The organism is Caldimonas caldifontis (assembly GCF_002930615.1).
GTDB lineage: Bacteria > Pseudomonadota > Gammaproteobacteria > Burkholderiales > Burkholderiaceae_C > Caldimonas > Caldimonas caldifontis.
This window is the reverse complement of record NZ_PSNX01000003.1, coordinates 239,304-264,778: the sequence shown is the minus strand read 5'-3', so window position 1 is coordinate 264,778 and position 25,475 is coordinate 239,304. Positions and strand designations below refer to the sequence as shown.

Annotated in this window: 25 protein-coding genes; 8 read left to right on the top strand and 17 right to left on the bottom strand. The window is 68.4% G+C overall.

Translation table 11 applies throughout. From position 1 onward, the window contains the following. Window positions 1-15 precede the first annotated feature (15 nt). A complete protein-coding gene (locus tag C1704_RS04520; protein WP_170064621.1) occupies window positions 16-927 on the bottom strand; it encodes a universal stress protein in 912 nt (303 codons plus the stop codon). A 523-nt stretch (window positions 928-1,450) separates the two neighbouring features. Here C1704_RS04520 and C1704_RS04515 point away from each other — a divergent pair. Genes C1704_RS04515 through C1704_RS04505 form a run of 3 tightly spaced genes read left to right on the top strand, consistent with a single transcriptional unit; the run spans window position 1,451 to window position 6,243 of the window. After that, entirely contained in the window at window positions 1,451-3,373 is a 1,923-nt protein-coding gene (locus C1704_RS04515; protein WP_104301403.1) for a PrkA family serine protein kinase, read from the top strand. A gap of 54 nt (window positions 3,374-3,427) precedes the next feature. Further along, window positions 3,428-4,717 carry a YeaH/YhbH family protein gene (locus C1704_RS04510; RefSeq protein WP_104301401.1) on the top strand — a complete coding sequence of 430 codons (1,290 nt, stop codon included), beginning with the start codon at window positions 3,428-3,430 and terminating at the stop codon, window positions 4,715-4,717. Next, on the top strand, window positions 4,714-6,243 hold the full coding sequence (locus C1704_RS04505) for a SpoVR family protein (RefSeq protein WP_104301399.1): 1,530 nt from the start codon (window positions 4,714-4,716) through the stop codon (window positions 6,241-6,243). Before C1704_RS04510 ends, C1704_RS04505 begins: the two co-directional genes overlap by 4 nt. A 13-nt stretch (window positions 6,244-6,256) precedes the next feature. Here C1704_RS04505 and C1704_RS04500 read toward each other — a convergent pair whose 3' ends face one another. Then, window positions 6,257-6,808: a class I SAM-dependent methyltransferase gene (locus C1704_RS04500; protein WP_211286834.1), complete on the bottom strand. Its 552-nt coding sequence runs from the start codon at window positions 6,806-6,808 to the stop codon at window positions 6,257-6,259. Window positions 6,809-6,890: 82 nt separating this feature from the next. Beyond that, window positions 6,891-8,312, bottom strand: coding sequence for an FAD-binding oxidoreductase (locus tag C1704_RS04495; RefSeq protein ID WP_104301397.1), 1,422 nt, complete (start codon window positions 8,310-8,312; stop codon window positions 6,891-6,893). A gap of 80 nt (window positions 8,313-8,392) precedes the next feature. Between C1704_RS04495 and C1704_RS04490 the strand changes: the two genes are divergently transcribed. After that, window positions 8,393-8,974, top strand: coding sequence for a cob(I)yrinic acid a,c-diamide adenosyltransferase (locus C1704_RS04490; RefSeq protein WP_104301395.1), 582 nt, complete (start codon window positions 8,393-8,395; stop codon window positions 8,972-8,974). Here C1704_RS04490 and C1704_RS04485 read toward each other — a convergent pair. The 7 genes from C1704_RS04485 to C1704_RS04455 all read right to left on the bottom strand — a co-directional run bounded on the left by C1704_RS04485 (window position 8,971) and on the right by C1704_RS04455 (window position 15,669). Next, on the bottom strand, window positions 8,971-9,276 hold the full coding sequence (locus tag C1704_RS04485) for a hypothetical protein (protein ID WP_104301393.1): 306 nt from the start codon (window positions 9,274-9,276) through the stop codon (window positions 8,971-8,973). The two genes, C1704_RS04490 and C1704_RS04485, sit on opposite strands and share 4 nt — an antisense overlap. A 220-nt stretch (window positions 9,277-9,496) precedes the next feature. Then, the gene (locus C1704_RS04480; protein ID WP_104301391.1) at window positions 9,497-10,144 is read right to left on the bottom strand and encodes a dioxygenase family protein; all 648 of its coding nucleotides are present in this window, start codon (window positions 10,142-10,144) and stop codon (window positions 9,497-9,499) included. Window positions 10,145-10,202: 58 nt separating this feature from the next. Then, on the bottom strand, window positions 10,203-11,321 hold the full coding sequence (locus C1704_RS04475; RefSeq protein ID WP_104301389.1) for a 3-deoxy-7-phosphoheptulonate synthase: 1,119 nt from the start codon (window positions 11,319-11,321) through the stop codon (window positions 10,203-10,205). Window positions 11,322-11,586: 265 nt separating this feature from the next. Then, window positions 11,587-12,087, bottom strand: coding sequence for a hypothetical protein (locus C1704_RS04470; RefSeq protein WP_104301387.1), 501 nt, complete (start codon window positions 12,085-12,087; stop codon window positions 11,587-11,589). 127 nt (window positions 12,088-12,214) lie between these two features. Continuing rightward, entirely contained in the window at window positions 12,215-13,675 is a 1,461-nt protein-coding gene (gene tldD, locus C1704_RS04465; protein ID WP_104301385.1) for a metalloprotease TldD, read from the bottom strand. A 45-nt stretch (window positions 13,676-13,720) separates the two neighbouring features. Then, window positions 13,721-14,872 carry a GGDEF domain-containing protein gene (locus tag C1704_RS04460; RefSeq protein WP_104301383.1) on the bottom strand — a complete coding sequence of 384 codons (1,152 nt, stop codon included), beginning with the start codon at window positions 14,870-14,872 and terminating at the stop codon, window positions 13,721-13,723. Beyond that, window positions 14,869-15,669 (bottom strand): helical backbone metal receptor, encoded by an 801-nt coding sequence (locus C1704_RS04455; RefSeq protein ID WP_104301381.1) that lies wholly within the window; start codon window positions 15,667-15,669, stop codon window positions 14,869-14,871. The genes C1704_RS04460 and C1704_RS04455 overlap by 4 nt, the downstream gene beginning before the upstream one ends. Before the next feature lie 236 nt (window positions 15,670-15,905). Here C1704_RS04455 and C1704_RS04450 point away from each other — a divergent pair, with 236 nt between their 5' ends. Further along, window positions 15,906-16,316 carry an RNA recognition motif domain-containing protein gene (locus C1704_RS04450; RefSeq protein ID WP_104301379.1) on the top strand — a complete coding sequence of 137 codons (411 nt, stop codon included), beginning with the start codon at window positions 15,906-15,908 and terminating at the stop codon, window positions 16,314-16,316. 64 nt (window positions 16,317-16,380) lie between these two features. Here the strand turns inward: C1704_RS04450 and C1704_RS04445 are convergent, their stop codons facing one another. The 3 genes from C1704_RS04445 to fumC are packed head-to-tail and all read right to left on the bottom strand — an operon-like array spanning window position 16,381 to window position 19,051. Next, window positions 16,381-16,689 (bottom strand): P-II family nitrogen regulator, encoded by a 309-nt coding sequence (locus C1704_RS04445; protein ID WP_104301377.1) that lies wholly within the window; start codon window positions 16,687-16,689, stop codon window positions 16,381-16,383. A 2-nt stretch (window positions 16,690-16,691) separates the two neighbouring features. Beyond that, the gene (locus C1704_RS04440) at window positions 16,692-17,627 is read right to left on the bottom strand and encodes a sodium-dependent bicarbonate transport family permease (protein WP_211286828.1); all 936 of its coding nucleotides are present in this window, start codon (window positions 17,625-17,627) and stop codon (window positions 16,692-16,694) included. 29 nt (window positions 17,628-17,656) lie between these two features. Beyond that, complete coding sequence (gene fumC / locus C1704_RS04435; RefSeq protein WP_104301375.1) at window positions 17,657-19,051, bottom strand: class II fumarate hydratase; 1,395 nt, start codon at window positions 19,049-19,051, stop codon at window positions 17,657-17,659. A gap of 207 nt (window positions 19,052-19,258) precedes the next feature. Between fumC and C1704_RS04430 the strand changes: the two genes are divergently transcribed. Both C1704_RS04430 and C1704_RS04425 read left to right on the top strand, forming a co-directional pair. Further along, complete coding sequence (locus tag C1704_RS04430; RefSeq protein ID WP_104301373.1) at window positions 19,259-19,762, top strand: hypothetical protein; 504 nt, start codon at window positions 19,259-19,261, stop codon at window positions 19,760-19,762. Then, a complete protein-coding gene (locus C1704_RS04425; RefSeq protein WP_211286826.1) occupies window positions 19,759-20,223 on the top strand; it encodes a hypothetical protein in 465 nt (154 codons plus the stop codon). The genes C1704_RS04430 and C1704_RS04425 overlap by 4 nt, the downstream gene beginning before the upstream one ends. 6 nt (window positions 20,224-20,229) lie before the next feature. Here the strand turns inward: C1704_RS04425 and C1704_RS04420 are convergent, their stop codons facing one another. From C1704_RS04420 to C1704_RS04405, 4 genes are all read right to left on the bottom strand, one after another. Next, window positions 20,230-21,006 (bottom strand): SDR family oxidoreductase, encoded by a 777-nt coding sequence (locus C1704_RS04420; protein ID WP_104301369.1) that lies wholly within the window; start codon window positions 21,004-21,006, stop codon window positions 20,230-20,232. Beyond that, window positions 21,003-21,602 carry an LPS export ABC transporter periplasmic protein LptC gene (lptC, locus tag C1704_RS04415; protein WP_146076027.1) on the bottom strand — a complete coding sequence of 200 codons (600 nt, stop codon included), beginning with the start codon at window positions 21,600-21,602 and terminating at the stop codon, window positions 21,003-21,005. The genes C1704_RS04420 and lptC overlap by 4 nt, the downstream gene beginning before the upstream one ends. A gap of 79 nt (window positions 21,603-21,681) precedes the next feature. After that, a complete protein-coding gene (locus C1704_RS04410) occupies window positions 21,682-22,269 on the bottom strand; it encodes a KdsC family phosphatase (RefSeq protein ID WP_104301365.1) in 588 nt (195 codons plus the stop codon). Further along, window positions 22,269-23,264 carry a KpsF/GutQ family sugar-phosphate isomerase gene (locus C1704_RS04405; RefSeq protein ID WP_104301363.1) on the bottom strand — a complete coding sequence of 332 codons (996 nt, stop codon included), beginning with the start codon at window positions 23,262-23,264 and terminating at the stop codon, window positions 22,269-22,271. Before C1704_RS04405 ends, C1704_RS04410 begins: the two co-directional genes overlap by 1 nt. A gap of 92 nt (window positions 23,265-23,356) precedes the next feature. On the opposite strand from C1704_RS04405, the gene C1704_RS04400 reads away from it, so the two are divergent. Beyond that, complete coding sequence (locus C1704_RS04400; protein WP_104301361.1) at window positions 23,357-25,354, top strand: monovalent cation:proton antiporter family protein; 1,998 nt, start codon at window positions 23,357-23,359, stop codon at window positions 25,352-25,354. Window positions 25,355-25,475: the final 121 nt, after the last annotated feature.

Below are 25,475 nucleotides of genomic sequence, written 5' to 3'. Positions count from 1 at the left end.
ACGCGGCACGAGGACTCACGCCGGCGCGCGCACCAGCCACAGATCGCACGGCGACTCCAGTGCCAGATGCAGGCACACGCTGCCCAGCACCACACGCTCCAGCGCCGAACGGCTGCCCGCCGACAAGGCGATCAGGTCCACGCCCAAGGCGTCCGCCTGGGCGGCGATCACCGCCGGGGCATAGCCATGCATCACCTTGCACACGCCGGGCAAGTCGCTGTGCCCCACCTCGCGGGCCAGGGCCTGCAGGGCCAGCTGAAGCTCGGCCTGTGCGCGGCGATGGAGATCTTCCAGCCGCGCGGCCTCCACGCCCGCATAGGCCAGCTTGTTCTCGTAGGGCAGTTCGTAGGCATGCAGCAACACCGAATCCACCTTGGGCAGCAGTCGGCGCATTCGCCGCACCGCCTCACGAGACTCGGGCCCCAGGTCGGTGGGCAAGAGCATGCGCGCGTAGTCACGCCCGCCGTACTCTCGCACCAGCAGGAGATCGCAGGCCACGCTGTGCAGCAGCCGTTCGGCCGTGCTGCCCAGCACCGCTTCGGCCAGGCCATGCTCACCCCGGGCGCCGATCACCACCAGCTGCGCAGCGCAAGACGCCGCCGCCTCGGCCACCGCCACCGCAGCCCGGCCGTGCAGCAGCCGGGACGATGCCGGCCGACCGGTGTCGGCCTGGACGGCCGTGGCCAGGGCCAGCAGGCGCGATTGCGCCGCCTCCTCCAGCGCCTGGGCCTCGGGGCCCGACACCCCGGGCATCCACGTCTGCAGCTGACGCCAGACGGCGCCCAGCACGGGCGCCTCATGCACATGCACCAGCACGAGCGGCGCCCCCAGGTCACGTGCCAAGTGGGCCGCCCGACGCACCGCCTGCTCGGCAGCGGCGGAGAAATCGGTGGCCGCCAGCACCGGCGGCACAGCGGAAGGAATCATGCGGCTTGCTCCTTGGACGCAGGAGGTGTCCCCCGGCGGAGGCCCAGATTCACCAACGAAACACCAACGATCTGAGCCTGATACCGTGCATTCTGCAAGCATTCGGCAAGAATCAAGTTGTCAGAACGCAAGACCCGGCACTGACGCACCACGGCAGTGCCCGGGACAAATTCCGTCCATCGCGGGGCTAACACCGCCTCACACCGGCCTGCACGGCGCCTCGGATCGCGCCCCTAGGCATCGCTGGACGCCAAACATCGCACACACGGCCTTCGAGCGCCAAGGTTGACGGCACATTCCCCGAGGAACTTTCCACACGACTGTGCTCTCCTGTCCACATGAGTGGTAGGACTTGCGAAATGGGGGCACACTCCTTGCACGCAGTCCGCGATGAACAGCCCTGTCTTCGGGCCCCTATTCGAGGCTTGCATTTGTTGCTCACCGGCTCATGCTGGACACCAAGGCACCAGATGCAAGCCCCGCGGCCCGCAGGCAGTGCCCGTTGACCCGAAGGAGGTGTCCGATGGATGTCATCAGCAACTTTGCTGCCCGCTACGAGCGCACGCGCGAAGAGGAGTTCACGCTTCAGGAGTACCTGGAGATCTGCAAGCGTGACGCCACCGCCTACGCCACGGCGGCCGAGCGCATGCTCAAGGCCATCGGCGACCCCGAGCTGGTGGACACGCGCAACGACCCCCGCCTGTCGCGCATCTTCGCCAACAAGGTCATCAAGCTCTACCCGGCCTTCCGCGAGTTCTACGGCATGGAAGACGCCATCGAGCAGGTGGTGAGCTATTTCCGCCACGCCGCACAAGGCCTGGAAGAGAAGAAGCAGATCCTCTACCTGCTGGGCCCCGTGGGCGGCGGCAAGAGCTCCATCGCCGAGCGGCTCAAGCAGCTCATGGAGCATGTGCCCTTCTACGCCATCAAGGGCTCGCCGGTGAACGAGTCGCCGCTGGGCCTGTTCGACCCCGAGGAGGACGGCGCCATCCTCGAGAAGGAGTACGGCATCCCGCGCCGCTACCTGCAGCGCATCCTCTCGCCCTGGGCCGTCAAACGCCTGGAAGAGTTCGGCGGCGACATCCGCCAGTTCAAGGTCGTCAAGCGCTACCCGAGCGTGCTCAAGCAGATCGCGGTGGCCAAGACCGAGCCGGGCGACGAGAACAACCAGGACATCTCCTCGCTGGTGGGCAAGGTCGACATCCGCAAGCTCGAGACCTTCGCCCAGGACGACCCGGACGCCTACGCCTACTCCGGCGGCCTGTGCCTGGCCAACCAGGGCCTGCTTGAGTTCGTCGAGATGTTCAAGGCGCCCATCAAGGTGCTGCACCCGCTGCTCACCGCCACCCAGGAAGGCAACTTCAAGGGCACGGAGGGCTTCGGCGCCATCCCCTTCGACGGCATCGTGCTCGCGCACAGCAATGAGAGCGAGTGGAAGACCTTCCGCAACAACAAGAACAACGAGGCCTTCCTCGACCGCATCTACATCGTCAAGGTGCCCTACTGCCTGCGCGTGACCGAAGAGATCAAGATCTACGAGAAGCTGGTGCGCAACTCCTCGCTGGCGCAGGCTCCCTGCGCGCCCGGCACGCTCAAGATGATGGCGCAGTTCTCGGTGCTCACCCGCCTGAAGGAGCCTGAAAACTCCAGCATCTTCAGCAAGATGCAGGTCTATGACGGCGAGAGCCTCAAGGACACCGACCCCAAGGCCAAGTCCATCCAGGAGTACCGCGACTACGCCGGCGTCGACGAGGGCATGAGCGGCATCTCCACGCGCTTTGCCTTCAAGATCATCTCCAAGGTCTTCAACTTCGACTCCACCGAGGTGGCCGCCAACCCGGTGCACCTGATGTACGTGCTCGAGCAGCAGATCGAGCGCGAGCAGTTCCCGGCCGAGACCGAGCAGAAGTACCTCGCCTACATCAAGGAGCTGCTGGCCCCGCGCTATGCCGAGTTCATCGGCAAGGAAATCCAGACCGCCTACCTGGAAAGCTATTCCGAGTATGGCCAGAACATCTTCGACCGCTACGTCACCTATGCCGACTACTGGATTCAGGACCAGGAGTACCGCGACGTGGACACCGGCGAGATCTTCGACCGCGCCTCGCTCAACGCCGAGCTCGAGAAGATCGAGAAGCCCGCGGGCATCAGCAACCCCAAGGACTTCCGCAACGAGATCGTCAATTTCGTGCTGCGCGCGCGCGCCGGCAACCAGGGCAAGAACCCCAACTGGACCAGCTACGAGAAGCTGCGCACGGTGATCGAGAAGAAGATGTTCTCGAACACCGAGGAGCTGCTGCCCGTCATCAGCTTCAATGCCAAGTCCAGCGCCGACGAGCAGAAGAAGCACGAGGACTTCGTCAACCGCATGGTGCAAAAGGGCTACACGCCCAAGCAGGTGCGCCTGCTGTGCGAGTGGTACCTGCGCGTGCGCAAGAGCTCGTGAGCCGGATGGTCTGAACCCAGCGGCCCACAGCGCATACGACACAAGGACGGATTCATGCCCCCCCTGCAGCAGATCATCGATCGACGCTTGTCGGGCAAGAACAAGTCCATCGGCAACCGCGAGCGTTTCCTGCGCCGCTATCGCGAACAGATCCGCGAGGCGGTGCGCAAGGCCGTGTCCGGCCGGGGCATCCGCAACCTCGAACAAGGCGAGGACATCATCCTGCCCAAGCGAGACGTCTCCGAGCCGGTCTTCGGCCACGCCCAGGGCGGCGACCGCGAATACGTCCACCCCGGCAATCGCGAGTACGTCAAGGGCGACCGCATCGAGCGGCCGCAAAGCGGCGGCTCGGGCGGGGGCGGTTCCCAGGCGAGCGACTCCGGCGAGGGTGAGGACGATTTCGTCTTCCACCTCACCAAGGAAGAATTCATGCAGGTCTTCTTCGAGGACCTCGCCCTGCCTCACCTCGTGCGCACGCAGCTCGCCGAAGTGCCCGAGTGGAAGAGCCATCGCGCCGGCTTCACCAGCGACGGCACCCCCAACAACCTGCACGTGGTGCGCTCCATGCGCGGCGCGCTGGCCCGGCGCATCGCCCTGGGCGGCGACACCCGCAAGGAAATCCGCCAGCTCGAGGCCCACCTCGTGCACCTGAAGTCGCACCCGCACGCCGGTGAAGCCCTGATCGACAAGGAGATCCGCGAGACCGAGGCGCGCATCGAGGAGTTGCGCAGCAAGGCCCGCCACATCCCCTACCTCGACCCCATCGACCTGCGCTACCGCAACCGGGTGAAGGTGCCTGTGCCCAGCGCCAAGGCGGTCATGTTCTGCCTCATGGACGTTTCGGGCTCGATGGACGAGCAGCGCAAGGACATGTCCAAGCGCTTCTTCATGCTGCTCTACCTCTTCCTGACGCGGCACTACGACAAGATCGACCTGGTCTTCATCCGCCATCACACGCAGGCCGCCGAAGTCACCGAAGACGAGTTCTTCCACGCCACCGAAACCGGGGGCACCGTGGTCTCCAGCGCCTTGCACCTGATGAACGACATCATCCGCGCGCGCTATCCCAGCAGCGAGTGGAACATCTACGGCGCCCAGGCCAGCGACGGTGACAACTGGCATCACGACAGCGGCCGCTGCCGCCAGCTGCTCGACGAGCAGATCCTGCCCCTGGTGCGCTACTACGCCTATGTGCAGGTGGCCGAAGCCGAGCAGAACCTCTGGGAGGAATACACCCAGCTGCTTGAACCGCACCCCAACTTCGCGATGCGCAAGGTGTCCGATGCGGCCGACATCTACCCGGTCTTCCGCGATCTGTTCAAGAAGGAAGGGGCCCCCGCATGAATGCCAACCCCAGCCATGAACGCCGCGCCCGGCTGCCCAGCCCGTCCGACTGGACCTTCGAGCTGATCGAGCGCTACCACACCGAAATCGCGCGCGTTGCTCACCAGACCTACCGGCTCGACACCTACCCCAACCAGCTCGAGATCATCACCGCCGAGCAGATGATGGACGCCTACGCCTCGGTGGGCATGCCCGTCATCTACCGCCACTGGTCGTATGGCAAGCAGTTCATCGCCACCGAAAAAAACTACCGTCGTGGCCACATGGGACTGGCCTACGAGATCGTCATCAACTCCGACCCCTGCATCGCCTACCTGATGGAGGAAAACACCATGGCCATGCAGGCCCTGGTGATCGCCCATGCCGCCTATGGCCACAACAGCTTCTTCAAGGGCAACTACCTCTTTCGCATGTGGACGGACGCCTCGTCCATCATCGACTACCTCGTCTATGCGAAGAACTACATCGCCGAATGCGAGGAGCGTCATGGCGTCGAGGCGGTGGAAGACCTGCTCGACTCCTGCCACGCGCTGATGAACCACGGCGTGGACCGCTACCGCCGCCCCCAGAAGCTCTCGCTGTCGCAGGAACAGGCCCGCCGCGAAGAGCGCGAGCACTACCTGCAGCAGCAGGTCAACGACCTGTGGCGCACCCTGCCCCGCCGCAACGACCGCGGGGCAGAAGAAGAGGCCGCCCGCCGCTTCCCGAGTGAGCCGCAGGAGAACATCCTCTACTTCATCGAGAAGAACGCCCCGCTGCTGGAGCCCTGGCAGCGCGAAGTCGTGCGCATCGTGCGCAAGATCGCCCAGTACTTCTACCCCCAGCGCCAGACCCAGGTGATGAACGAGGGCTGGGCCACCTTCTGGCACTACACCCTGCTCAACACCATGTACGACGAAGGCCTGCTGGCCGACGGCTTCATGATGGAGTGGCTGCAGTCGCACACCAACGTGGTCTTCCAGCCCCCGGTGGGCCACCGCGCCTACAGCGGCATCAATCCCTATGCCCTGGGCTTTGCGATGTTCACCGATCTCAAGCGCATCTGCGAACAGCCCACCGAGGAAGACCGCCGCTGGTTCCCCGACATCGCCGGCAGGCCCTGGCTGGAAACGCTCGATTACGCGATGCGCAACTTCAAGGACGAGAGCTTCATCGGCCAGTTCCTCAGCCCCAAGGTGATGCGCGACTTCCGCCTCTTTGCCATCCGCGACGAGGAGGACGAGGAAGAGCTCGAGGTGTCCGCCATCCACGACGACGGCGGCTACAAGGCCCTGCGCGAGTCACTCTCACGCCAGTACGACCTCAACCACCGCGAGCCCAACATCCAGGTGTGGAGTGTCAACCTGCGCGGCGACCGCTCGCTCACCCTGCGCCACACCCAGCACCACAACCGCCCGCTGCACGACAGCGCCCAGGAAGTGCTCAAGCACGTCGCCCGCCTGTGGGGCTTCGACGTGCATCTCGACAGCGTCAACGACCAGGGCCAGATCACCAAGCAGTGGACGGCGATGGCGCCGAAGCACTGAGGGAAGCTGGCGCTCAGCCCGCGCCCAGCTCCCACACCCAGGCCGGCGGTGCATTGCGCCACACCACGGTGCGCTTGCGCCACACCAGGCTCTCGCCCAACTGCAGGTCGAAGGGCGCGCGCGGCTGGTAGGTGTACTGGATCAGCCGGCGCTCGGGCTGCGCCCGCAGGAAGTGCTCGATCGCCCGGCTGGTGCCGTCACGCCAGGGCGGCGGCAGCGAGCGGAATGGCAGCGAAGACACCACCACCACCGGCTCCTCGCCTTCGGGCCAGGCTTCGAGCACCTCGTGCGCCGGCGCCTGCAGCACCGTCATGCCCGAGAAGCGCTGGCGCAACTGATCGGCCAGCTCGGGCTGCAACTCCACGACGGTCGTGGGGGTGTGGGGATGCCGTTCGCACAGGGCCTGCGTGATGGCGCCGGTGCCGGCGCCCAGCTCGACGATGCGTCGGGCACCATCGGCCCCTTGTGCCATGGCTTGCGCCAGATGGCGCGACGAGGGCCAGATCGCACCGACCATGGTCGGCCGGGCAAAGGCCAGCATCATGAAGGCGGTGGCTGTTCGCATGGTATTGGCCCGACTTCCAGCTGTACGACCCGGCCAATGTAGGGCCTGGGCGCCCAGGCCGCAAGGCCCCGGATACGAAGCCTTACCAGTGGAAGATCTTGCCCGGATTCATGATGTTCTTCGGATCCAGCGCATGCTTGAGCGAGCGCATCAGCGCCACCGCGCCCTCGCCCGCCTCCTCACGCAGGAAATCCATCTTGTGCAGGCCGATGCCGTGCTCGCCGGTGCAGGTGCCCTCCAGGCGCAGCGCACGCGACACGAGCTGGTGGTTCAGCCGTTCGGCCAGCTCGCGCTCCTCGGGCTTTTGAGGGTCGATCAGGTAGCCCACGTGGAAGTTGCCGTCGCCCACATGGCCCACGATGAAATAGGGCAAGCCGGCCGCGTCAGCCTCGGCCACCGTGTCCAGCAGGCACTCGGCCAGGCGCGAGATCGGCACGCAGGTGTCGGTGGTCACCGCGCGGCAGCCCGGCTTCATCTGCAGGGCCGCAAAGTAGGCGTGGTGGCGTGCCGTCCACAGCTTCGTGCGTTCCTCGGGGGTGGTGGCCCACTGGAAGTCTTCGCCGCCCTGGTCGCTGGCAATCTCCTGCACCACCTGGGCCTGCTCCTGCACGCCGGCCGGGCTGCCGTGGAATTCCATCAGCAGCATCGGGCCCTCGCGCAGCGTGAGCTTGTCATGGCGGTTCACCGCGCGCACGGCGTTGGCGTCGAGCAGTTCGCAGCGTGCGATGGGCACGCCCATCTGGATGATCTGGATGGTCGTGTTCACCGCCGCAGCCAGCGAAGGGAAGGAACACACCGCGGCCGACACCGCCTCGGGCTGCGGGTACAGGCGCAGCGTGATCTCGGTCATCACACCCAGCGTGCCTTCGCTGCCCACGAAGAGCCTTGTCAGGTCGTAGCCTGCGCTCGACTTGCGCGCGCGCGTGCCGGTGTGCACCACCTCGCCCGAGGCCGTCACCACCGTCAGGCCCAGCACGTTTTCGCGCATCGTGCCGTAGCGCACTGCGTTGGTGCCCGACGCGCGCGTGGCGCTCATGCCGCCGAGCGAGGCATCGGCGCCTGGGTCGATCGGAAAGAAGAGGCCCGTGTGGCGGATCTCGTTGTTGAGCTGCGTGCGCGTCACACCCGCCTGCACCGTCACGGTCAGGTCCTCGGCATTCACCGCCAGCACGCGGTTCATGCGCGACAGGTCGATGCTCACCCCACCCTGCACCGCCAGCAGGTGCCCTTCCAGCGAGGAGCCCACCCCATAGGGGATCACCGGCACCGCGTGCGCGTCGGCCAGCTTCACCACTTCGGCCACCTCGTCGGTGCTTTCGGCAAACACCACCACGTCGGGTGGCGGCACGTCGAAGGGCGACTCGTCACGGCCATGCTGCTCACGCACCGCCTGGGCCGTCGAGCACCGGTCGCCAAACCGCGCCTTCAGCGCCTCGATCATCGCCGCCGGCACCAGCCGGGGCTCGTAGGTGGGCAGCACGTGGCCGGGCAGCGGTGCGTTCATGGCCTGTCTCCATCGGGGTCTTGGAATCAGTCCATTCTAGGAGTCGCCCCTAAACTGTGGCTGAAAGGAGCAAGCACGCCATGGGCAACCGACTCACACAGATCGCCACGCGCACCGGCGACGATGGCACCACCGGGCTGGGCGACGGCAGCCGCGTGGCCAAGGACCACCTGCGGGTGCAGGCCATGGGCGACGTGGACGAACTCAATTCGCACCTCGGCGTGCTGCTGGCCGAGCCGCTGCCGCCGCCCGTGCGCGAGCTGCTGGTGGGCATCCAGCACGAGCTGTTCAACCTCGGGGGCGAGCTGTCGATGCCGGGGCACACGCTGCTCAAGGACGCCGCCGTGCTGGCACTGGACGAGGCGCTGGCCGAGCACAACGCCGCCCTGCCCCGGCTCAAGGAGTTCATCCTGCCCGCCGGCACCCGCGCGGCCAGCCTGGCCCATGTGTGCCGCACGGTGGCGCGCCGCGCCGAACGCGCCGTGGTGGCGCTGGCCGCGCACGAGCCGGTGAATGCGGCACCGCGGCAATACCTCAACCGCCTGTCCGACCTGATGTTCGTGCTGGCCCGCGTGCTCAACCGCGCCCGGCTCGACGGCCTGGGCGGCGATGACGTTTACTGGCGCAGCGAGCGCCTGAAGCGCGACGAAGCGGGCCGCTAGCTCACCTGCAGCGCCGCCACGTCCACCGTGACGCGCTCGCGGCCGGTGGCGCCCAGCGCCGCGCGGGCAAAGGCCTGGGCCCAGCCGGCCTGCTGAAACTGCGCCGGCCCCACCGCCTGGGCGATAGACAACAGCTTGTCGACGATCAGCACCTTGCCGCTGGCGCGCAGGGGCTCGCACTCATGCGCCACGAACTCGGCGTCGAGCCACTGGCGGGCCTCGTCATGGCTCATCGGGCCCGCGTCCGGCACCACGCGGGCTTCTTCGCCGGACCCGAACTTCACCACCACTTCACTGCGCATCGCGGTCTCCTGGTCAGCCAAGCCTCGATCATAAAAAAAGAACCCGCCGACACCCCAGGGGATGTGGCGGGCGGATCCCACCGGGGTGGGTCTGCTGAGGGAAAACGCAGCCGCCAGGTGCGGCATGCGCCCATTTCACCCCCTAAGCCCGGCGCAGGCCAGCACTCTTGCCAGCCCTTACCTTGCTTACACCTGGACGCGCCTCATGTGTCAGGGTCGATCAGGCCGGCACCACGATGTCGCGCCGGGTGAGCCAGCGCACAGGCGCGCCCGCGGGGGCCGGCTGCAGACGCATCTCGACCTCGGCCCGGTCGGCCGCGCTGAGGCGGCGGAAGAGGAAGTCGCGCTCGTTGGCCTCATCACCGGCCACGAACCACTGCGACACCCGATCGCCGAAGCTCGGGTGCAGGACCTTCAGGTGGATGTGGGGCGCACGGCCCGGATAGACCACCGGGCGGATGCTGCGGAAGCGGAAGGCCCCCTGCGCATCGCTGACCGTGGCGCCGAAGCCCTGGAAGCCGGCATCCACCCGGGGCCCGGCGCCTCGTGGATGGTGGTAGCTGCCATGGGCATCGCACTGCCAGATCTCGATCGCAGCGCCATCGATGAGGCGCCCGTTCACGTCCACCACCACGCCGCCGATGTCCAGCCATTCACCCTGCGCGGCGGCGGCCTGGCCGCTCACGCGGGTCAGGTCGGCGTCGTCGTCCAGCGGGCGGCGCACCGGATAGAACGGCCCCTCGGTCATGGACGGCAACACCCGGCGCGACGAGGCCAGGGCCGGCCAGGCCAGCCAGGCGGCGGCCAGGCCGAGACCGCCCGCCAGATGGCGCCGACGCTGCGGCAGGGAAAGACGGGACGAGGGCATGACGGGCTCCAGCGGACACTTCCGCTTGGGCCGCCGCAACACCGCGGAAGTTCCCCGCTCAGCCTCGACGGGTCTTGACGGCGTCCGACAGCACCTGCAGCACCTGCAGCGAATCGTCCCAGCCCAGGCAGGCATCGGTGATGCTCTTGCCGTACTCAAGCTTGGACGGGTCGTCCTTGCCGGCGTTGAACTTCTGGTTGCCCGCCTGCAGGTGGCTTTCCACCATCACACCGAAGATGCGCCTGGAACCGCCGCCCACCTGGGTGGCGATGTCCCGCGCCACGTCGAGCTGGCGCTCGTGCTGCTTGCTGGAGTTGGCATGCGAGCAGTCCACCATCAGCGAGGGGTGCAGCTTGGCCGCCTCCAGGTCCTTGCAGGCGGCCTCCACATGGGCCGCGTCGTAGTTGGGGGTCTTGCCGCCACGCAGGATGACGTGGCAGTCCTTGTTGCCCTTGGTCTCGACGATGGCCACCTGGCCGTTCTTGTGCACCGACAGGAAGTGGTGCGCCCGGCTGGCCGCCTGGATGGCGTCGGTGGCGATGCGGATGTTGCCGTCGGTGCCGTTCTTGAAGCCGATGGGCGCCGACAGGCCCGAGGCCAGCTCGCGGTGCACCTGGCTTTCGGTGGTGCGCGCACCGATGGCCCCCCAGCTGATCAGGTCGCCGATGTACTGCGGCGAGATCACGTCGAGGAACTCGCTGCCCGCGGGCATGCCCAGGCGGTTGATCTCCACCAGCAGCTGGCGCGCGATGCGCAGGCCCTCGTCGATGCGGAAGCTCTCGTCGAGGTAGGGGTCGTTGATCAGGCCCTTCCAGCCCACGGTGGTGCGGGGCTTCTCGAAGTACACCCGCATCACGATCTCCAGCGTGTCGGCGTACTTCTCGCGCTGCACCAGCAGGCGGCGGGCGTAGTCGACGGCGGCAGCCGGGTCGTGGATGGAACAGGGGCCGATCACCACGAGCAGGCGGTCGTCCTTGTGTTCCATGATGCGGCGGATGCGGCGGCGCGTCTCGCCCACCAGGGCTTCGACGGGCGTGCCGCGGATGGGGAAGAAGCGGATCAGGTGCTCCGGCGGCGGCAGCGGCGTCACGTCCTTGATCCTCTCGTCATCGGTCTGCGAGGTGCGGTCGACGGGCGCATACCAACCCTCGATGGCGGTGGCGGACTTGGCATTCATGAAATGAGTTCTCCTTGCTCGATCAAGTGGTGATTGCCGGTGTGCCTGCCGCCGCGGTCCCTGGGCCAAAAAAAAAACCGCCGGAGTCTTCCGGCGGTTTTCTGGGATTCGGTTGCGGGCTGCAGTTACGCGCTGACCTCTCCTCCGCCGGTGCGGTGCGAGAACCAAAAGTAGGCAAAAAAGAAGGTCGTAGCGCGAGCCATGGAGCTAATGTAGCACGGCTTCGCGGCGCCGCGTCAAGACCCCGCGTGGCCTGTGCGCCACGTCAAAGCAGGATGTCGGGGTCGTCAGCGCGGCGATTCGGCTCGGCATCGCCCGCGCGCAGGCCCCGGGTGATGGCCGACCACCAGCCCGGGCGGCGGGCGGGCGGGTCGAGTGCCGGGTCGGGCGGGCGCAGCACCTCCAGCTCGCCCAGCATGCGCGTGGCCACGTCCAGGAACTCGCGGCGCAGCAGGGGTTCGTCCACCTCACGCGCCGAGGCGTCGATCCAAACGTCCAGCATCCACTGCACCTCGGTGAAGGTCACGGCGTAGTGGCGCAGCGATTCGGGCAGCACGCTGTGACGGCCGAGCAGGGCGCGGCGTTCACGTTCCAGGCGCTCGCGCATGTCCAGCTGCAGCCGCGTGCGCACGGGCGGGCTGGCCGTGCGCACCTGGCGCACGAACTTCATCAGGTCGTTGTTGACGCGCTCCACCCGCTCGATCAGCTCGGGGTCGGGCGGCGGACGCGGCGACTCATCTGGCGGGTGGGAATCAGAGGCAGACATGGCAACCCGGCCGAGAGAGCGGCGCCGGGCCTGCCAGCGTAGTGCGTGAGGCGCCCCCGATCAAGCCTGCCGGGCGGCCACCTGCTGGCAGCGTGGAAAAGCTCTCAGGAACTCTTCACGCGCCCGGTCAGGCCGTGCCACCCACGGTGAGGCCGTCGATGCGCAGCGTCGGCTGGCCCACACCCACCGGCACGCTCTGGCCTTCCTTGCCGCAGGTGCCCACGCCGGTGTCCAGACGCATGTCGTTGCCGATCAGGCTCACGCGCGTGAGCGCATCGGGGCCGTTGCCGATCAGCGTGGCGCCCTTCACCGGGTACTGGATGCGGCCCCGCTCGACCCAGTAGGCCTCGCTGGCCGAGAACACGAACTTGCCGCTGGTGATGTCCACCTGCCCGCCGCCGAAGTTCACGGCGTACAGGCCCTTGTCCATGGAGGCGACGATCTCCTCGGGCGACTTGTCGCCACCGAGCATGTAGGTGTTGGTCATGCGCGGCATCGGCACGTGGGCATAGCTCTCGCGCCGGCCATTGCCGGTGGGCCTGACCTTCATCAGGCGGGCGTTCAGGCTGTCCTGGATGTAGCCGCGCAGGATGCCGTCCTCGATCAGCACATTGCTCTGCGTGACGTGGCCTTCGTCATCGATGTTGAGCGAGCCGCGCCGGTCCGGCAGCGTGCCGTCGTCGAGCACCGTCACGCCCTTGGCCGCCACGCGCTGGCCGATGCGCCCCGAGAAGGCGCTCGAGCCCTTGCGGTTGAAGTCGCCTTCCAGGCCATGGCCGATGGCCTCGTGCAGCAGCACGCCGGGCCAGCCCGGGCCCAGCACCACAGTCATCTCGCCCGCCGGTGCGGGGCGCGATTCGAGGTTCGTGAGCGCGGCCTTCACCGCATCGTCCACGTAGCTTTCGATCACGCCATCGTGGAAGTAGCCCAGGCCGAAGCGCCCGCCTCCACCGCCGGTGCCCACCTCGCGGCGGCCGTTCTGCTCGGCGATCACGGTCACGCTCAGGCGCACCAGCGGGCGCACATCCGCGGCCAGCGTGCCGTCGGCGCGCGCCACCAGCACCACGTCGTATTCACCCGCCAGGCCCGCCATCACCTGCACGATGCGCGGGTCGCGCGCGCGGGCCAGGCGCTCGACCTTCTCCAGCAGCGCCACCTTGCGGGTGCTGTCCAGCGTGGCGATCGGGTCCATCGGCGCGTACAGCGTGCGGCTGCCGGCCACCTGCGGATGGTCCACCTTCACGCGACGGCTCTGGCCGGCCGCGGCGATGGTGCGCACCGTGCGCGCCGCGTCCAGCAGCGCCGCCTCGGAGATGTCGTCGGAATAGGCAAAGGCGGTCTTTTCGCCCGACACCGCCCGCACACCCACGCCCTGGTCGATGCTGAAGCTGCCCGACTTCACGATGCCCTCCTCCAGGCTCCAGCCTTCGCTGCGCGTGTACTGGAAATAGAGGTCGGCGTCGTCGATGCGGTGCTCACCGATGGTGCGCAAGGCCCGGGCCAGGGCGCTCTCGTCGAGGCCGAAGGGTTCCAGCAGCAGTGAGCGGGCAACCGCCAGACGTTCGAGGGTGGGTTCGCGCGAGATCATGGATTCATTGTAGGCAGCGCACGCGGCGGCATGCGGGGATCAGGGTTACCGCCCGTCGGACAGCACCAGGCGCCCCCGCCCGCCCTGCTTGGCCCGGTAGAGCGCCTCGTCGGCCCGGGCGATGACGGCCTCCAGTGAGCCGCCTTCAGCGCCCAGGCCCGCCGCACCGGCGCTGAAGTTCACCGGGAACCCGAGGGCCCCTTGCGTCTCGCCCAACCAGGCGCGCAGGCGCGCATCCACCGAAGCCGCCGTGTCCAGGCCGCCGTCGTACAGCACGGCAACGAACTCCTCCCCGCCGTAGCGGCCCAGCACGTCTCCTTCGCGCAAGGTGCTGTGGAGCGCTGCAGCGAAGTGAGCAATTACACGATCTCCAACGGGGTGGCCACGCTCATCGTTGATGCGCTTGAAGTGGTCGATGTCGAACATCATGACCGTGAGGGGTGCGCCATGGCGGCGGGCCAGCTGCACCAGGCGCTCGCCCTGCTCCATCAGCGCGCGGCGGTTGAGCAGACCGGTCAGCGGGTCCTGGGTCGCCAGGCGGGCGAGCTGGGCTTCGGCCTCATCGCGATGGGCCATCAGGAAAGCCAGGGTCCCGATGCCCAGGCAGGCGCCATTGACCATCAGGCCCACGACGTTCAGCCAGTGCGGCGACTCGAAAGACGGATAGTCGGCGGGCGCCCAGATCACGAGGGCCGCGCGAGCCAGCACCAGAGGGGCCGATGCCAGCAGGCCAGCGGCTGCCAGCCAGCGCCATCGGCTGCGCCCCGCGCTGCCAGAGCCGGAACGCAGCAGCAAGGCGCCCAGCAGCGCCATCTGCAGGCCCAGCGTGAGATTGATGACGACGATACGTGCGGCGAAGTGCTCGAACACCCACCAGTGGACCATCCCCGACAGCAGCGGCGGCCCCCACACCCAGACCCGCGAGACGCTGCCGCCCAGGTAGTGCTGCGCCGCCACCACCATGGCGCTGACGCTGCCCACCAGCGAGGCCGCGCCCAGGGTGGCCAGCTCCCGCGGCCACCCCTGGTAGGACACCATCAGCAAGGCCCAGCCCAGCGACTGCAGCAGCAACGCCACTGTCCAGGCCCGCAGGCCCCGTCCGGCCCGCGTCCAGCCCACGCCCACCAGCAAGGCCACGATCGTGAGGCTCACCGTGAGCCACATCGAGAAGAAGAGGGTGCGCGGATCGAGTGTCATGGGCCCAAGACACCAGCTGCCAGGGTCTTGAGGTAGGCCAGCCCCTCCACCGCCCGGCTGCCATACCAGCTCAACATTTCGCCATCGACGAGCAGGACCTGCGCGCCGGGCAGCCGTTGCGCCACCTCGTCGCGATGGCGCTCGTCGAAGCGGTAGGGCTCGCTGGACAGCAGCACCAGGTCCACGCCGGCGTCCCGCGCCTCGCTCCACTCGAACACCGGGTAACGCGCTGCGCCATGAGACCCCCCCGCCACCTCCGGCCAGGTCTGCCAGCGCACGCGGGCGAGCAGCCGCGAGATGTAGGTGTCACGCGCCACCGTCATCCAGGGCTCGCGCCAGATGACGTAGAGCACCCGGCGCTCGGGCCAGGGACCGGCGCTGTCCAAGGACATCAGCGCATCGCGAAGCCGGCCAGACAGGTCCTCGGCCCGCTCCCGCACGCCCGGCAGGTGACCGAAGGCCTGGGCCACCTGCTCGTACAGCGCCAGGTTGTCCTCGGGCGCGCACGGGTGGGTGACGATCACCTCCGGGACGAACTCGCGCAGCGCCTGCACCGTGGGCCACTCGTTCTCGTCCACATTCACCACGACATGCGTGGGGGCCAGCGCACGCAGCACCTCGAGCTTCACGTCCTTGGTGCCGCCCACCTTGGGCACGGCCGCCACCGCTTCGCGCGGGTGGACGCAGAAGCCCGTGCGCGCCACCACCCAGGGGCCCAGGCCCAGCGCGAACAGCAACTCGGTGACCGAGGGCACCAAGCTGGCGATGCGGGGAGCGTCGGGGGCGAACAGGGGCATGGTCTGATCTTGCCTCAAGCACACCCCGCCCCGTCACGCACCAAAGGGGGGAACGCCCCGCCCCCCGGAGAAACCCGCCCCGGGAAAACAACACTTTTTCACACCTGAGCCTCCCATTCGCAGGCCGCTCGCCCATAATGGCCGAGTCTCTGTGTGGATGCGGCGCCTAGGCGTGAGTGGTTCTCGACGGGTAGAAGCTCCAACTGACCGATGAGCGATTGAAAGGAGCTCTCTCGATGGGCAACAAGCTATACGTGGGCAACCTCGCCTATTCCGTGCGTGACGAAGACCTCAACGAGGCCTTCAGCCAGTTCGGTGCCGTGACGTCGGCGAAGGTCATGATGGACCGCGACACCGGCCGCTCCAAGGGCTTCGGCTTTGTGGAGATGGGCTCGGACGCCGAAGCCCAATCGGCCATCAACGGCATGAATGGCCAGGCCCTCTCTGGCCGCGCCATTGTCGTCAACGAAGCCCGTCCGCGTGAACCGCGCCCGGGTGGCTTTGGCGGCGGCGGTGGCCGCGGCTTTGGCGGCGGTGGCGGTGGCGGCGGCCGCGGGGGCTACGGTGGCGGTGGTGGCGGTGGCCGTGGCGGCTACGGCGGGGGGGGTGGCGGTGGCTATGGCGGCGGCGGTCGCGGCGGCTACTGAACCCCAGCGCCTCACACACAAGGCGGCGAAGCTTCGGCTTCGCCGTTTTGCTTGGTGGGGGCGCTCAGAACTTGTGCGGGCGCAGCACCTGCACGTCGGCAAAGAACATCGTCACGCCGAAGTGCGGCACATACTGGGCCAGCACGTGCTCGGCGATCTGGTCGGCCACGGCCGTTTCGCAGATCACCTTCATCTCGATGGTCCGGTCGGCCTCCCAGGCGCCTTCGCGCACACCCATCGTCCCTTCTCCGCGCACGTCATAGACGGTGTAGCCGTGCGCGCCCAGGCGCTTCACGTCGGCCACGAGCTGCTTCTCCAGCGCCGCCTCGGCAATGATCACCAGCAGCATGCGGGGGTGTTTGATGAGGGCCATGCTCAGCCTCCGGTCAGGGCCTGGGCCATCGCGATGTACAGCGGAATGCCCACGAGGATGTTGAAGGGAAAGCTCACGCCCAGCGCCGCCGTGATCGACAGACCCGCATTGGCTTCAGGCACCGCGATGCGCATGGCCGTGGGCGCCGCGATGTAGCTGGCACTGGCCGCCAGCGTGGCCAGCAGCGCCACCCCGCCGGTGGACAGGCCCAGCATCAGGCCCACGCCCGCGCCGGCCAGCGACAGCACCGGCGGCACGACGAGGCCCACGCCGATCACCACGAAGCCGAAGCGCCTCACCTCGGCCAGGCGACCACCGGCCACCAGACCGAGTTCCAGCAGGAAGAGCGCCAGCACGCCCTTGAAGGGCTCGACGAACACGGCCTGGATGGGGGCCGTGCCTGCCTCGCCGGCGATGGCGCCGATGAACAGGCCGCCCACCAGCAGCAGCACGCTCTTGCCGAAGGCCACCTCATGGGCCAGCGTGGCCCACTTCACCTCGCGCAGGCGGGACAGCCGCGCCAGCAGGATGCCTGAAATGATGCCTGGCGCCTCCATCACCGCCACCCACAGCGAGGCATGGCTTTCGAAAGGAATGCCCTCGCGCATGAGGGCCGCGCTGGCCACGGCGAAGGTCACCACGCTCACCGAACCGTAGTGGGCGGCCACCGAGGCCGCATCCGGCCCGCTCAGACGCAGCCCCCGCAGCACCGGGTAGAGCACGAAGGGAATGGCCAGCCCCAGCGCCATGGTGGCGCCGATCTGCGGCAGCAGCGCCACCAGCGGTTGCTTCGACAGCTCGATGCCGCCCTTCAGGCCGATGGCCAGCAGCAGGTAGATGGACAGCGTCTCGTACAGCGCCTCGGGCAGGCGCAGGTCCGAGCGCACCAGGCGGGCGAACACGCCCAGCAGGAAGAAGAAGACAACGACGTCGATCATGATCGGCCGCGATGGTGCCACAAGGCCGGTCAGCCAGGACGTGTCATCGCCAGCGGGTCGATCCAGCGGTCGTAGTCTTCCGGGCTCACGAAGCCGCTTTCGATCGCGGCCTCGCGCAGCGTGAGCCCATGCGCATGGGCGGCCTTGGCGATCTGCGCGGCGCGGTCGTAGCCGATGTGCCGGTTCAGCGCCGTCACCAGCATCAGGTTGCGCTCCAGGTGCTCGTCGATCACCGGCTCGTTGGGCGCCAGGCCCTGGGCGCAGTGGCGATCGAAGCTTTCGCAGGCATCGGCCAGCAAAGTGATGCTCTCGAGCACGTTGTGCACCATCACGGGCTTGTACACATTGAGCTGGAAGTTGCCCTGCGTGCCCGCAAAGGCCACGGCTGCGTCGTTGCCAAAGACCTGCACGCACACCATCGTGAGCGCCTCGCACTGGGTGGGGTTCACCTTGCCCGGCATGATGGACGAGCCCGGCTCGTTCTCGGGGATGCGCAACTCGCCGATGCCGCAGCGCGGCCCGCTGGCCAGCCAGCGCACGTCGTTGGCCATCTTCATCAGGCCGCCGGCGAGGGTGCGCAGCGCCGCCGAGCACTGCACCAGCGCGTCGTGCGCGGCCAGCGCGAAGAACTTGTCGGGCGCGCTGCGGAAGGGGTGGCCGGTGAGCTGTTCCAGGTGCCAGGCCGTGCGCTCGCCGAAGTGCGGGTGGGCGTTGAGCCCCGTGCCGACCGCCGTGCCGCCGATGGCCAGGTCATACAGCCCGCCCAGCGACTGCCGCACCGCCTGCAGTCCGAAGTCGAGTTGCGACACCCAGGCGCCGATCTCCTGCCCCAGAGTGATGGGCGTGGCGTCCTGCAGGTGGGTGCGGCCGGTCTTCACCAGGTGCTCGTAGGTCTTGGCCTTCACGTCCAGCGTGTGGCGCAGCGCCTCCACCGCGGGGAAGAGCCGCTCGTGCAGCTGCTCCACCACGGCGATGTGCATGGCGGTGGGAAAGGTGTCGTTCGACGACTGACCCCGGTTGACGTGGTCGTTCGGGTGCACCGGCTGCTTGCTGCCCAGCACGCCACCGGCACGCTCGATGGCGCGGTTGGCGATCACCTCGTTGGCATTCATGTTCGACTGCGTGCCCGAACCCGTCTGGAACACCACGAGCGGGAAGTGCTCGTCGAGCCGCCCCTCGGCCACCTCCTCGGCCGCCGGCGCGATCAGCGAGACCAGTTGCAGCGGCAATTCACCCAGGTCGCCATTGGCCCGCACCGCCGCGAGCTTGAGCAGCCCCAGCGCGCGAATGACGGGCCGCGTCCACACGAAGCGCGGCACGCCAATCGCAAAGTGCTGCACCGAGCGCTGCGTCTGCGCGCCCCAGTAGCGATCGGCCGGCACCTCGATGGGCCCCATGGAATCGGTTTCGATGCGGGTGGGCATGTGCGTCTCCCGGCCACCGCACGGTGGATGGCCCGGGCCCAACGATAGCGCCGATGCCCGGCGCTGTCTCCCGATCGCGCCGCGATCCGTCGCGAGGGCCTGTCACGGCCGCTTACGGCTCGACACAGTCACTTGCAGGCCTTGATTCCTAGAATCCCCAGGCGCCTCCCGGGCGCCACGCACCACAAGATTCAGAGAGGACTTTCCATGCTGCACACCACCGTGCCCCTTGCCGACGCCGTTGGCAAGCACATCAGCGACCTGTGCCCCTTCTCCATCGCCAAAGACAATCAACAGAATCATTGCGCCCACTTCGTGAGCCACATGCTGGGCTACGATTTCGGACACACATGCAAGACCTTCACCTGGACGGACAAGCAGCGCGAGGAGCCCGGTGCCAACCTCCGCGTGGACGAAGTCTTCAACCGCTGCCGCCAACGAGGTTTGTGGTCCCAGCGGCCCTTGCACCTCCAGGGTTGCCTGATCTTTGTGACCCACACCAGCAACGTCGTCGAGGTTGGCCACCAGCTGGAGATGCGCGACTCCCGCTGGAAGCACATCGGCATCCACCTTGGAGGAACCGTCTGGCACTACAGCAATACGGGGCGTCGGGTGGTGAGTGAAGCCGTCTCAGCCTTCAATGAACGTTTCGGCCGGGTCTATCAAATGTCTGGCAAGACCGTGGAGTTCTACTTCGGAGAGTTCATTTGAGAACGCAACTGTGGCGCCTAGGGGGAGCCTTGATGCTGGTGGGCTGCGCCCACGCCCCCGTCGACCCCTGGACAGGCGAGCGACTGGCCATCGATCCCAGCCAACCGCCCAATGGGGCACAGATGATGCAACTCTTCCTGAGCCAGGGCGACGTGCCCCTGCGCGGTTCAGGCTGCATGTCCAGCGAGGCCCTCGATGCCCGCCTCACGCTGCGGGACCGGCTGGCGCAGGTGCTGGGGGATGCGCTGGACCATCCCGAGCATCACCGAGCGGTGCTGAAAGGGGCTTGCAAGGCGGATCAGGTGGAGGCGCCCGATGGCCGCGTGATCGATGCCTGGGCCTGCTCGCTCAACATGGTGCAGGAGGACATCACCGAAGGCTTCGTCGCCAACGCCTTCGTCCGCGGCCACTTCACCAAGGACCGATGGCGCCTGGTGCCAGGCAGCTTGCTGTGCCTGTGAGGATCCTCACTCCCCTGTTCGCTTCTTCCGCTCCCGCCCCGCAAAGACCCGGTCGAACAGCGCGTTGGGCAGCAGGCGCAGCAGCTTGACGACAATGCCCATCTGCCAGGGGATGACGCGGTAGCTCACACCGGCCTCGATGGCGGCGAAGGCGCGGTCGGCGAAGGCGTCGGCGCTCATCAGGAAGGGCATGGGGTAGCGGTTCTCGCGCGTGAGCGGGGTGTCGATGTAGCCGGGCAGCAGGGTCACGACACTCACGCCGTAGGGGCGCATCTCGCCGCGCAGGCTTTCGCAGTAGCTCACCACCGCGGCCTTGCTGCCGCAATAGGCGCCGTGGCCGGGCAGGCCGCGGATGGCCGCGACGCTGGCGATGCCCACCAGGCGGCCGGAGCGGCGGGTGCGCAGGCCGTCAATGAAGGGATGGAAGGTGGCGGCCATGCCCAGGTTGTTGGTCTCGAAGATGGCACGCATCACGTCGAGGTCGTCGAACACGGCGGTGTCCATGCCCACGCTGATGCCGGCGTTGGCAATCACCACGTCGGGCAGGCCCTGGGCGTCGATGCAGGCGCGGCCCGCGGCGGTGATGGCGTGCACGTCGCGCACGTCGGCGGCATAGACCGTGCAGTCTTCGGCGGTCCAGCCCTGGGCCTGCGCCCAGGCTTCGATCTCGGCAGCGCGGCGCGCCACCAGGGCGAGGCGGTAGCCGCCGCGGTGGAAGCGCTGCGCCAGGGCCTGGCCGATGCCGCTGGACGCGCCGGTGATGTAGGCGAGCGGGCGGGTCATGACGACGCTGCGGCGCGGCGGCCGGCCGGGGGGAGTTCGCCCTGCACGCCACCGGTCAGTTCGAGCACCCGGCGGCTGTGGTCATACCGCAGCGCCTGGCCGCGGATCTGCGCGCCGCCCTGTACCAGGGTCACGGGCTGATCCGACTCCACACGCTGGTCATCGACGAAAAAGTGGAGGAACTCGCTGCGAAACTCGAGGCGTTGGGCGAGCGGGTCGGTGGCGTCGGGTGACAGGGCTTCGCGCACGACCACGGCCTGGCCCACCAGACGCACCTCGCTGCCGTCGCCTTCGGCCTGGGCCTGGCGCGCGGTGGCCACCGAGAGGCGGCCCTGCTCGTCGGTGTGGCGCACGCGCACGTCGTCGATCTCGATGCGGTCGGTGTCGGGATAGTGGCGCATCTCGCGACCTTCCAGGCGCACACCGGGCAGGCCGGCCTCGCTGTAGTGCTGCACCGAAAAGCCTTGCATGACGTAGTCGGGGTCGCTGCGCGGCGCGGCCGCCTCGCGGGGCGCCTCGGGCACCGGGGTGCTGCGCACCAGCCAGTAGGTGAAGGCAGCCAGCAGGGCCATCAGCAGCACGGGCAGCGAGGCCATGAGCTGGTCCCAGGCGCGGGCCCAGCGAGGCAGGGGCGGCGACGCCGTCGCGACCTCATTCGCCGGGGGCAGGGAATCGTCAGTCGGCAGCACCGGCACGCCCGTCGTCCAGGGTCTGCAGGTGGCCGTGCAGCAACTCGGCGTAGCGGCCGCTGGCCATCAGCAGGAGGTCGCAGAACTCGCGTGCGGCCCCTTCCCCGCCACGCAGCGCGCTGACATGGTGGGCCACGGCCTTGGCTTCGGCGTGGGCATTGGCCGGGGCGCCCACGAAGCCGGCGCGCACCATCAGCGGCAGGTCGGGCCAGTCGTCGCCGATCACGGCCAGCTCGTCCCAGGACCAGCCTTGCGCATCGAGCAGCGCCTGAGCCACGGCCAGCTTGTCGTGCACGCCGAAGTGCGCCCGCGTGATGCCCAGGTCGGCCAGGCGACGGCGCACCGCGGGCGAGTCGCGCCCGGTGATCACCACCGGCTCGATGCCCGCGCGCGGCAGCAGCTTGAGGCCATGGCCGTCCAGCGCATGGAAGGCCTTGAAGGATTCGCCGTCCTCGCCGATGTAGAGCCGGCCGTCGGTGAGCACGCCGTCCACGTCGAAGATGGCCGCGCGCACGCCCTGGGCCTGCAGCAGCAGCTCGGGCGGGGCGGTGAGCACCGGACGCAGCTCGCGCATCAGATCACCTTGGCACGCATCAGGTCGTTGGTGTTCAGCGCCCCCACTAGGCGCTGCGCCTCGTCCACCACCAGCACCGAGGTGATGCGGGCCTCTTCCATCAGGTCGGCTGCCTCGACGGCCAGCGCATCGGCGCGCACGGTGCGCGGGTGTCGGGTCATCAGGTCGCCAGCGCTCAGGCCACGCAGGTCGCGGCCCTGCTCGATCTGGCGGCGCAGGTCGCCGTCGGTGAAGATCCCCACGACACGGTCCTCGGCATCCACCACCGCGGTGGCGCCCAGGCCCTTGGCCGACATCTCGCGCATCATGGCCGAGAAGCCGGTGTCCGACCGCACGCGCGGCACGGCCTCGCCCTGGCGCATCACGTCGCGCACGTGGGTGAGCAGCTTGCGGCCCAGCGCCCCGCCTGGGTGCGAGCGCGCGAAGTCCTCCTCGCGGAAGCCGCGGGCGTCGAGCAGGGCCACGGCCAGGGCATCGCCCAGGGCAATCTGGGCGGTGGTGCTGGCCGTGGGAGCCAGGTTCAACGGACAGGCCTCCTGCGCGACCGAGGTGTCGAGCATCACGTCGCTGTGCCTGGCGAGCGTGGAGGTCGCGCGCCCCGTCATGCCGATCAGGCGCACCCCCAGGCGCTTGAGCAGGGGCAGGATGGCGGTGAGCTCGTCGCTCTCGCCGGAGTTCGAGATCGCGATCACCACGTCAGCGGGCGTGACCATGCCCAGGTCACCGTGACTGGCCTCGGCCGGGTGGACGAACATGGCCGGGGTGCCGGTGGAGGCCAAGGTGGCGGCCATCTTGCGACCCACGTGGCCGCTCTTGCCCATGCCCATCACCACCACCCGGCCGGTGCAGGCCAGGATCAGGCCCACGGCCTGGGCCAGGGGCTCGCCCTGGCGGTCCTTCAGGGCCAGCAGGGCCTGGGCCTCGATCTGCAGGGTCTGGCGAGCCAGCTCGATGGCACGGTCGGCATTGAAGCCAGGGGCGGGCGGGCTTGACATGGGTTCAGGCAGCGCGGGGGTTGCTCGTTTAGGATGCCAGGGATTCTAGGCGCCGGGCCCGGCTCGCGCCGGCTTTTCCCGCGCGCGCCACCATGGCCTCCACCTTCGATCTCGTGCTGCTCTACCTGCTGGCCGCTGTGCTGGGGGTGGTCGCCTGCCGCAGCCTCAAGCTGCCGCCCATGCTCGGCTACCTGGCCGTGGGCGTGCTGATCGGCCCCAATGCCATGGCCCTGGCCAAGGACTCGGCCGGGATCCGCTACCTGGCCGAATTCGGCGTGGTCTTCCTGATGTTCGTGATCGGGCTGGAATTCAACCTGCCCAAGCTCAGGAGCATGCGTCGCCTGGTCTTCGGGCTGGGGCTCAGCCAGGTCGTGGGCACGGTGGCGCTGGTGGTGGCGGGCAACGCCGGGCTGGCGCTGGTTTTCAGCGCCATCGGGCGGTCCTGGAGCCTGCCCTGGCCCACCGCGCTGGCACTGGGTGGTGCGCTGGCGATGTCGTCCACCGCCATCGTGGTCAAGCTCATGGCCGAGCGGCTGGAGCTCGACAGCGAGCATGGCCGGCGCGTGATCGCGGTGCTGCTCTTCCAGGACCTGGCCGTGGTGCCCTTCCTCGTGCTCATCCCCTCGCTGGGGGCTGCGGCCGACGTGATGGTGCACGACCTGGGCCTGGCCCTGCTCAAGGCCACGGCACTGCTGGGCGTGCTGCTGGTGGGCGGGCAGCGCGTGATGCGCTGGTGGCTCACCCTGGTGGCGCGGCGCAAGAGCGAGGAGCTCTTCATCCTCAACGTGCTGCTGGTCACCCTGGGCCTGGCCTGGCTCACCGAGCACGCCGGCCTGTCGCTCGCCCTGGGCGCCTTCGTGGCCGGCATGCTGATCGCCGAAACCGAATACAAGCACCACGTGGAAGCCGACATCCGCCCCTTCCATGATGTGCTGCTGGGCCTGTTCTTCATCACCATCGGCATGCTGCTGGACTGGCGCGTGGTGTGGCAGCAATGGCCGCTGGTGCTGCTGTTGCTCACGCTGCCGCTGCTGTTCAAGTTCGTCTTCATTGCCGTGCTGGCCAAGCTCTTCGGCTCGCCCACCGGCGTGGCCCTGCGCACGGGCCTGTACCTCGCGCAGGCCGGCGAGTTCGGCCTGGTCCTGCTCAACCTCGCCACCGACCGCGGCCTGGTGCCCACCGACCTGCGCAGCGCGGTGCTGGCCGCCATGGTGCTGTCGATGCTGGCCACACCCCTCATCATCCAGCATGCCGACCGCATCGTGATGCGCCTGTCCTCGAACGACTGGATGCTGCAGTCGGTGCAGCTCACCAGCATCGCGAAGAAATCCATCCGCACCGAGGCCCACATGATCATCTGCGGCTACGGCCGCAGCGGCCAGAACCTCGCGCGCATGCTGGAGGCGGAATCCATCCCCTACATGGCGCTGGACCTCGACCCCGACCGCGTGCGCCAGGCGGCGGCGGCCGGCCAGAGCGTGGTCTTCGGCGACGCCGCACGGCTGCAGAGCCTGATGGCCGCGGGCCTGTCGCGCGCCAGTGCCGTGGTGGTGAGTTACCACGACACCGCCTCGGCGCTGAAGATCCTGCAGCTCGTGCGCGAGCACGCGCCGAAGGTGCCGGTGATCGTGCGCACCATCGACGACGCCGACCTCGAGCGCCTGCGCGCGGCCGGCGCCACCGAGGTGGTGCCCGAGGCCATCGAGGGCTCGCTGATGCTGGCCTCGCATGCCATGGCCCTGGTGGGCGTGCCCATGCGCCGCGTGCTGCGCCGCGTGCAGGAACAGCGCGAGGCCCGCTACAGCCTGCTGCGCGGCTACTTCCACGGCGCCGACGACAGCGGGGCCGACGAAACCCACACCCAGCGCCTGCAGTCCGTCACCTTGCCGACCGGCTCGCCCTGGGCCGGCCAGCCCCTCATCCGGCTGGCGCTGGATGCCTTGGCGGTGCAGGTGGTGTCGGTGCGGCGGTCCCAGGGCGCCGTGGTGCGACCCGACGCCCAGTTGCTCCTGCGCGGCGACGACACGCTGGTGCTGCTCGGGCTGCCGGAAGCCTTGGCGCGAGCCGAGGAACGCCTGCTCGGCCCCTGAGACACTGCGCGCACAGCGCGCAAAGTCGGGAACCCTGCGGGGGCTTCCAGGTTCGACTGGCGCGGGATTCCAAATGGCGCCACCATCGCGATCCATTTGTTACCCATTGGTCGCAATTTGA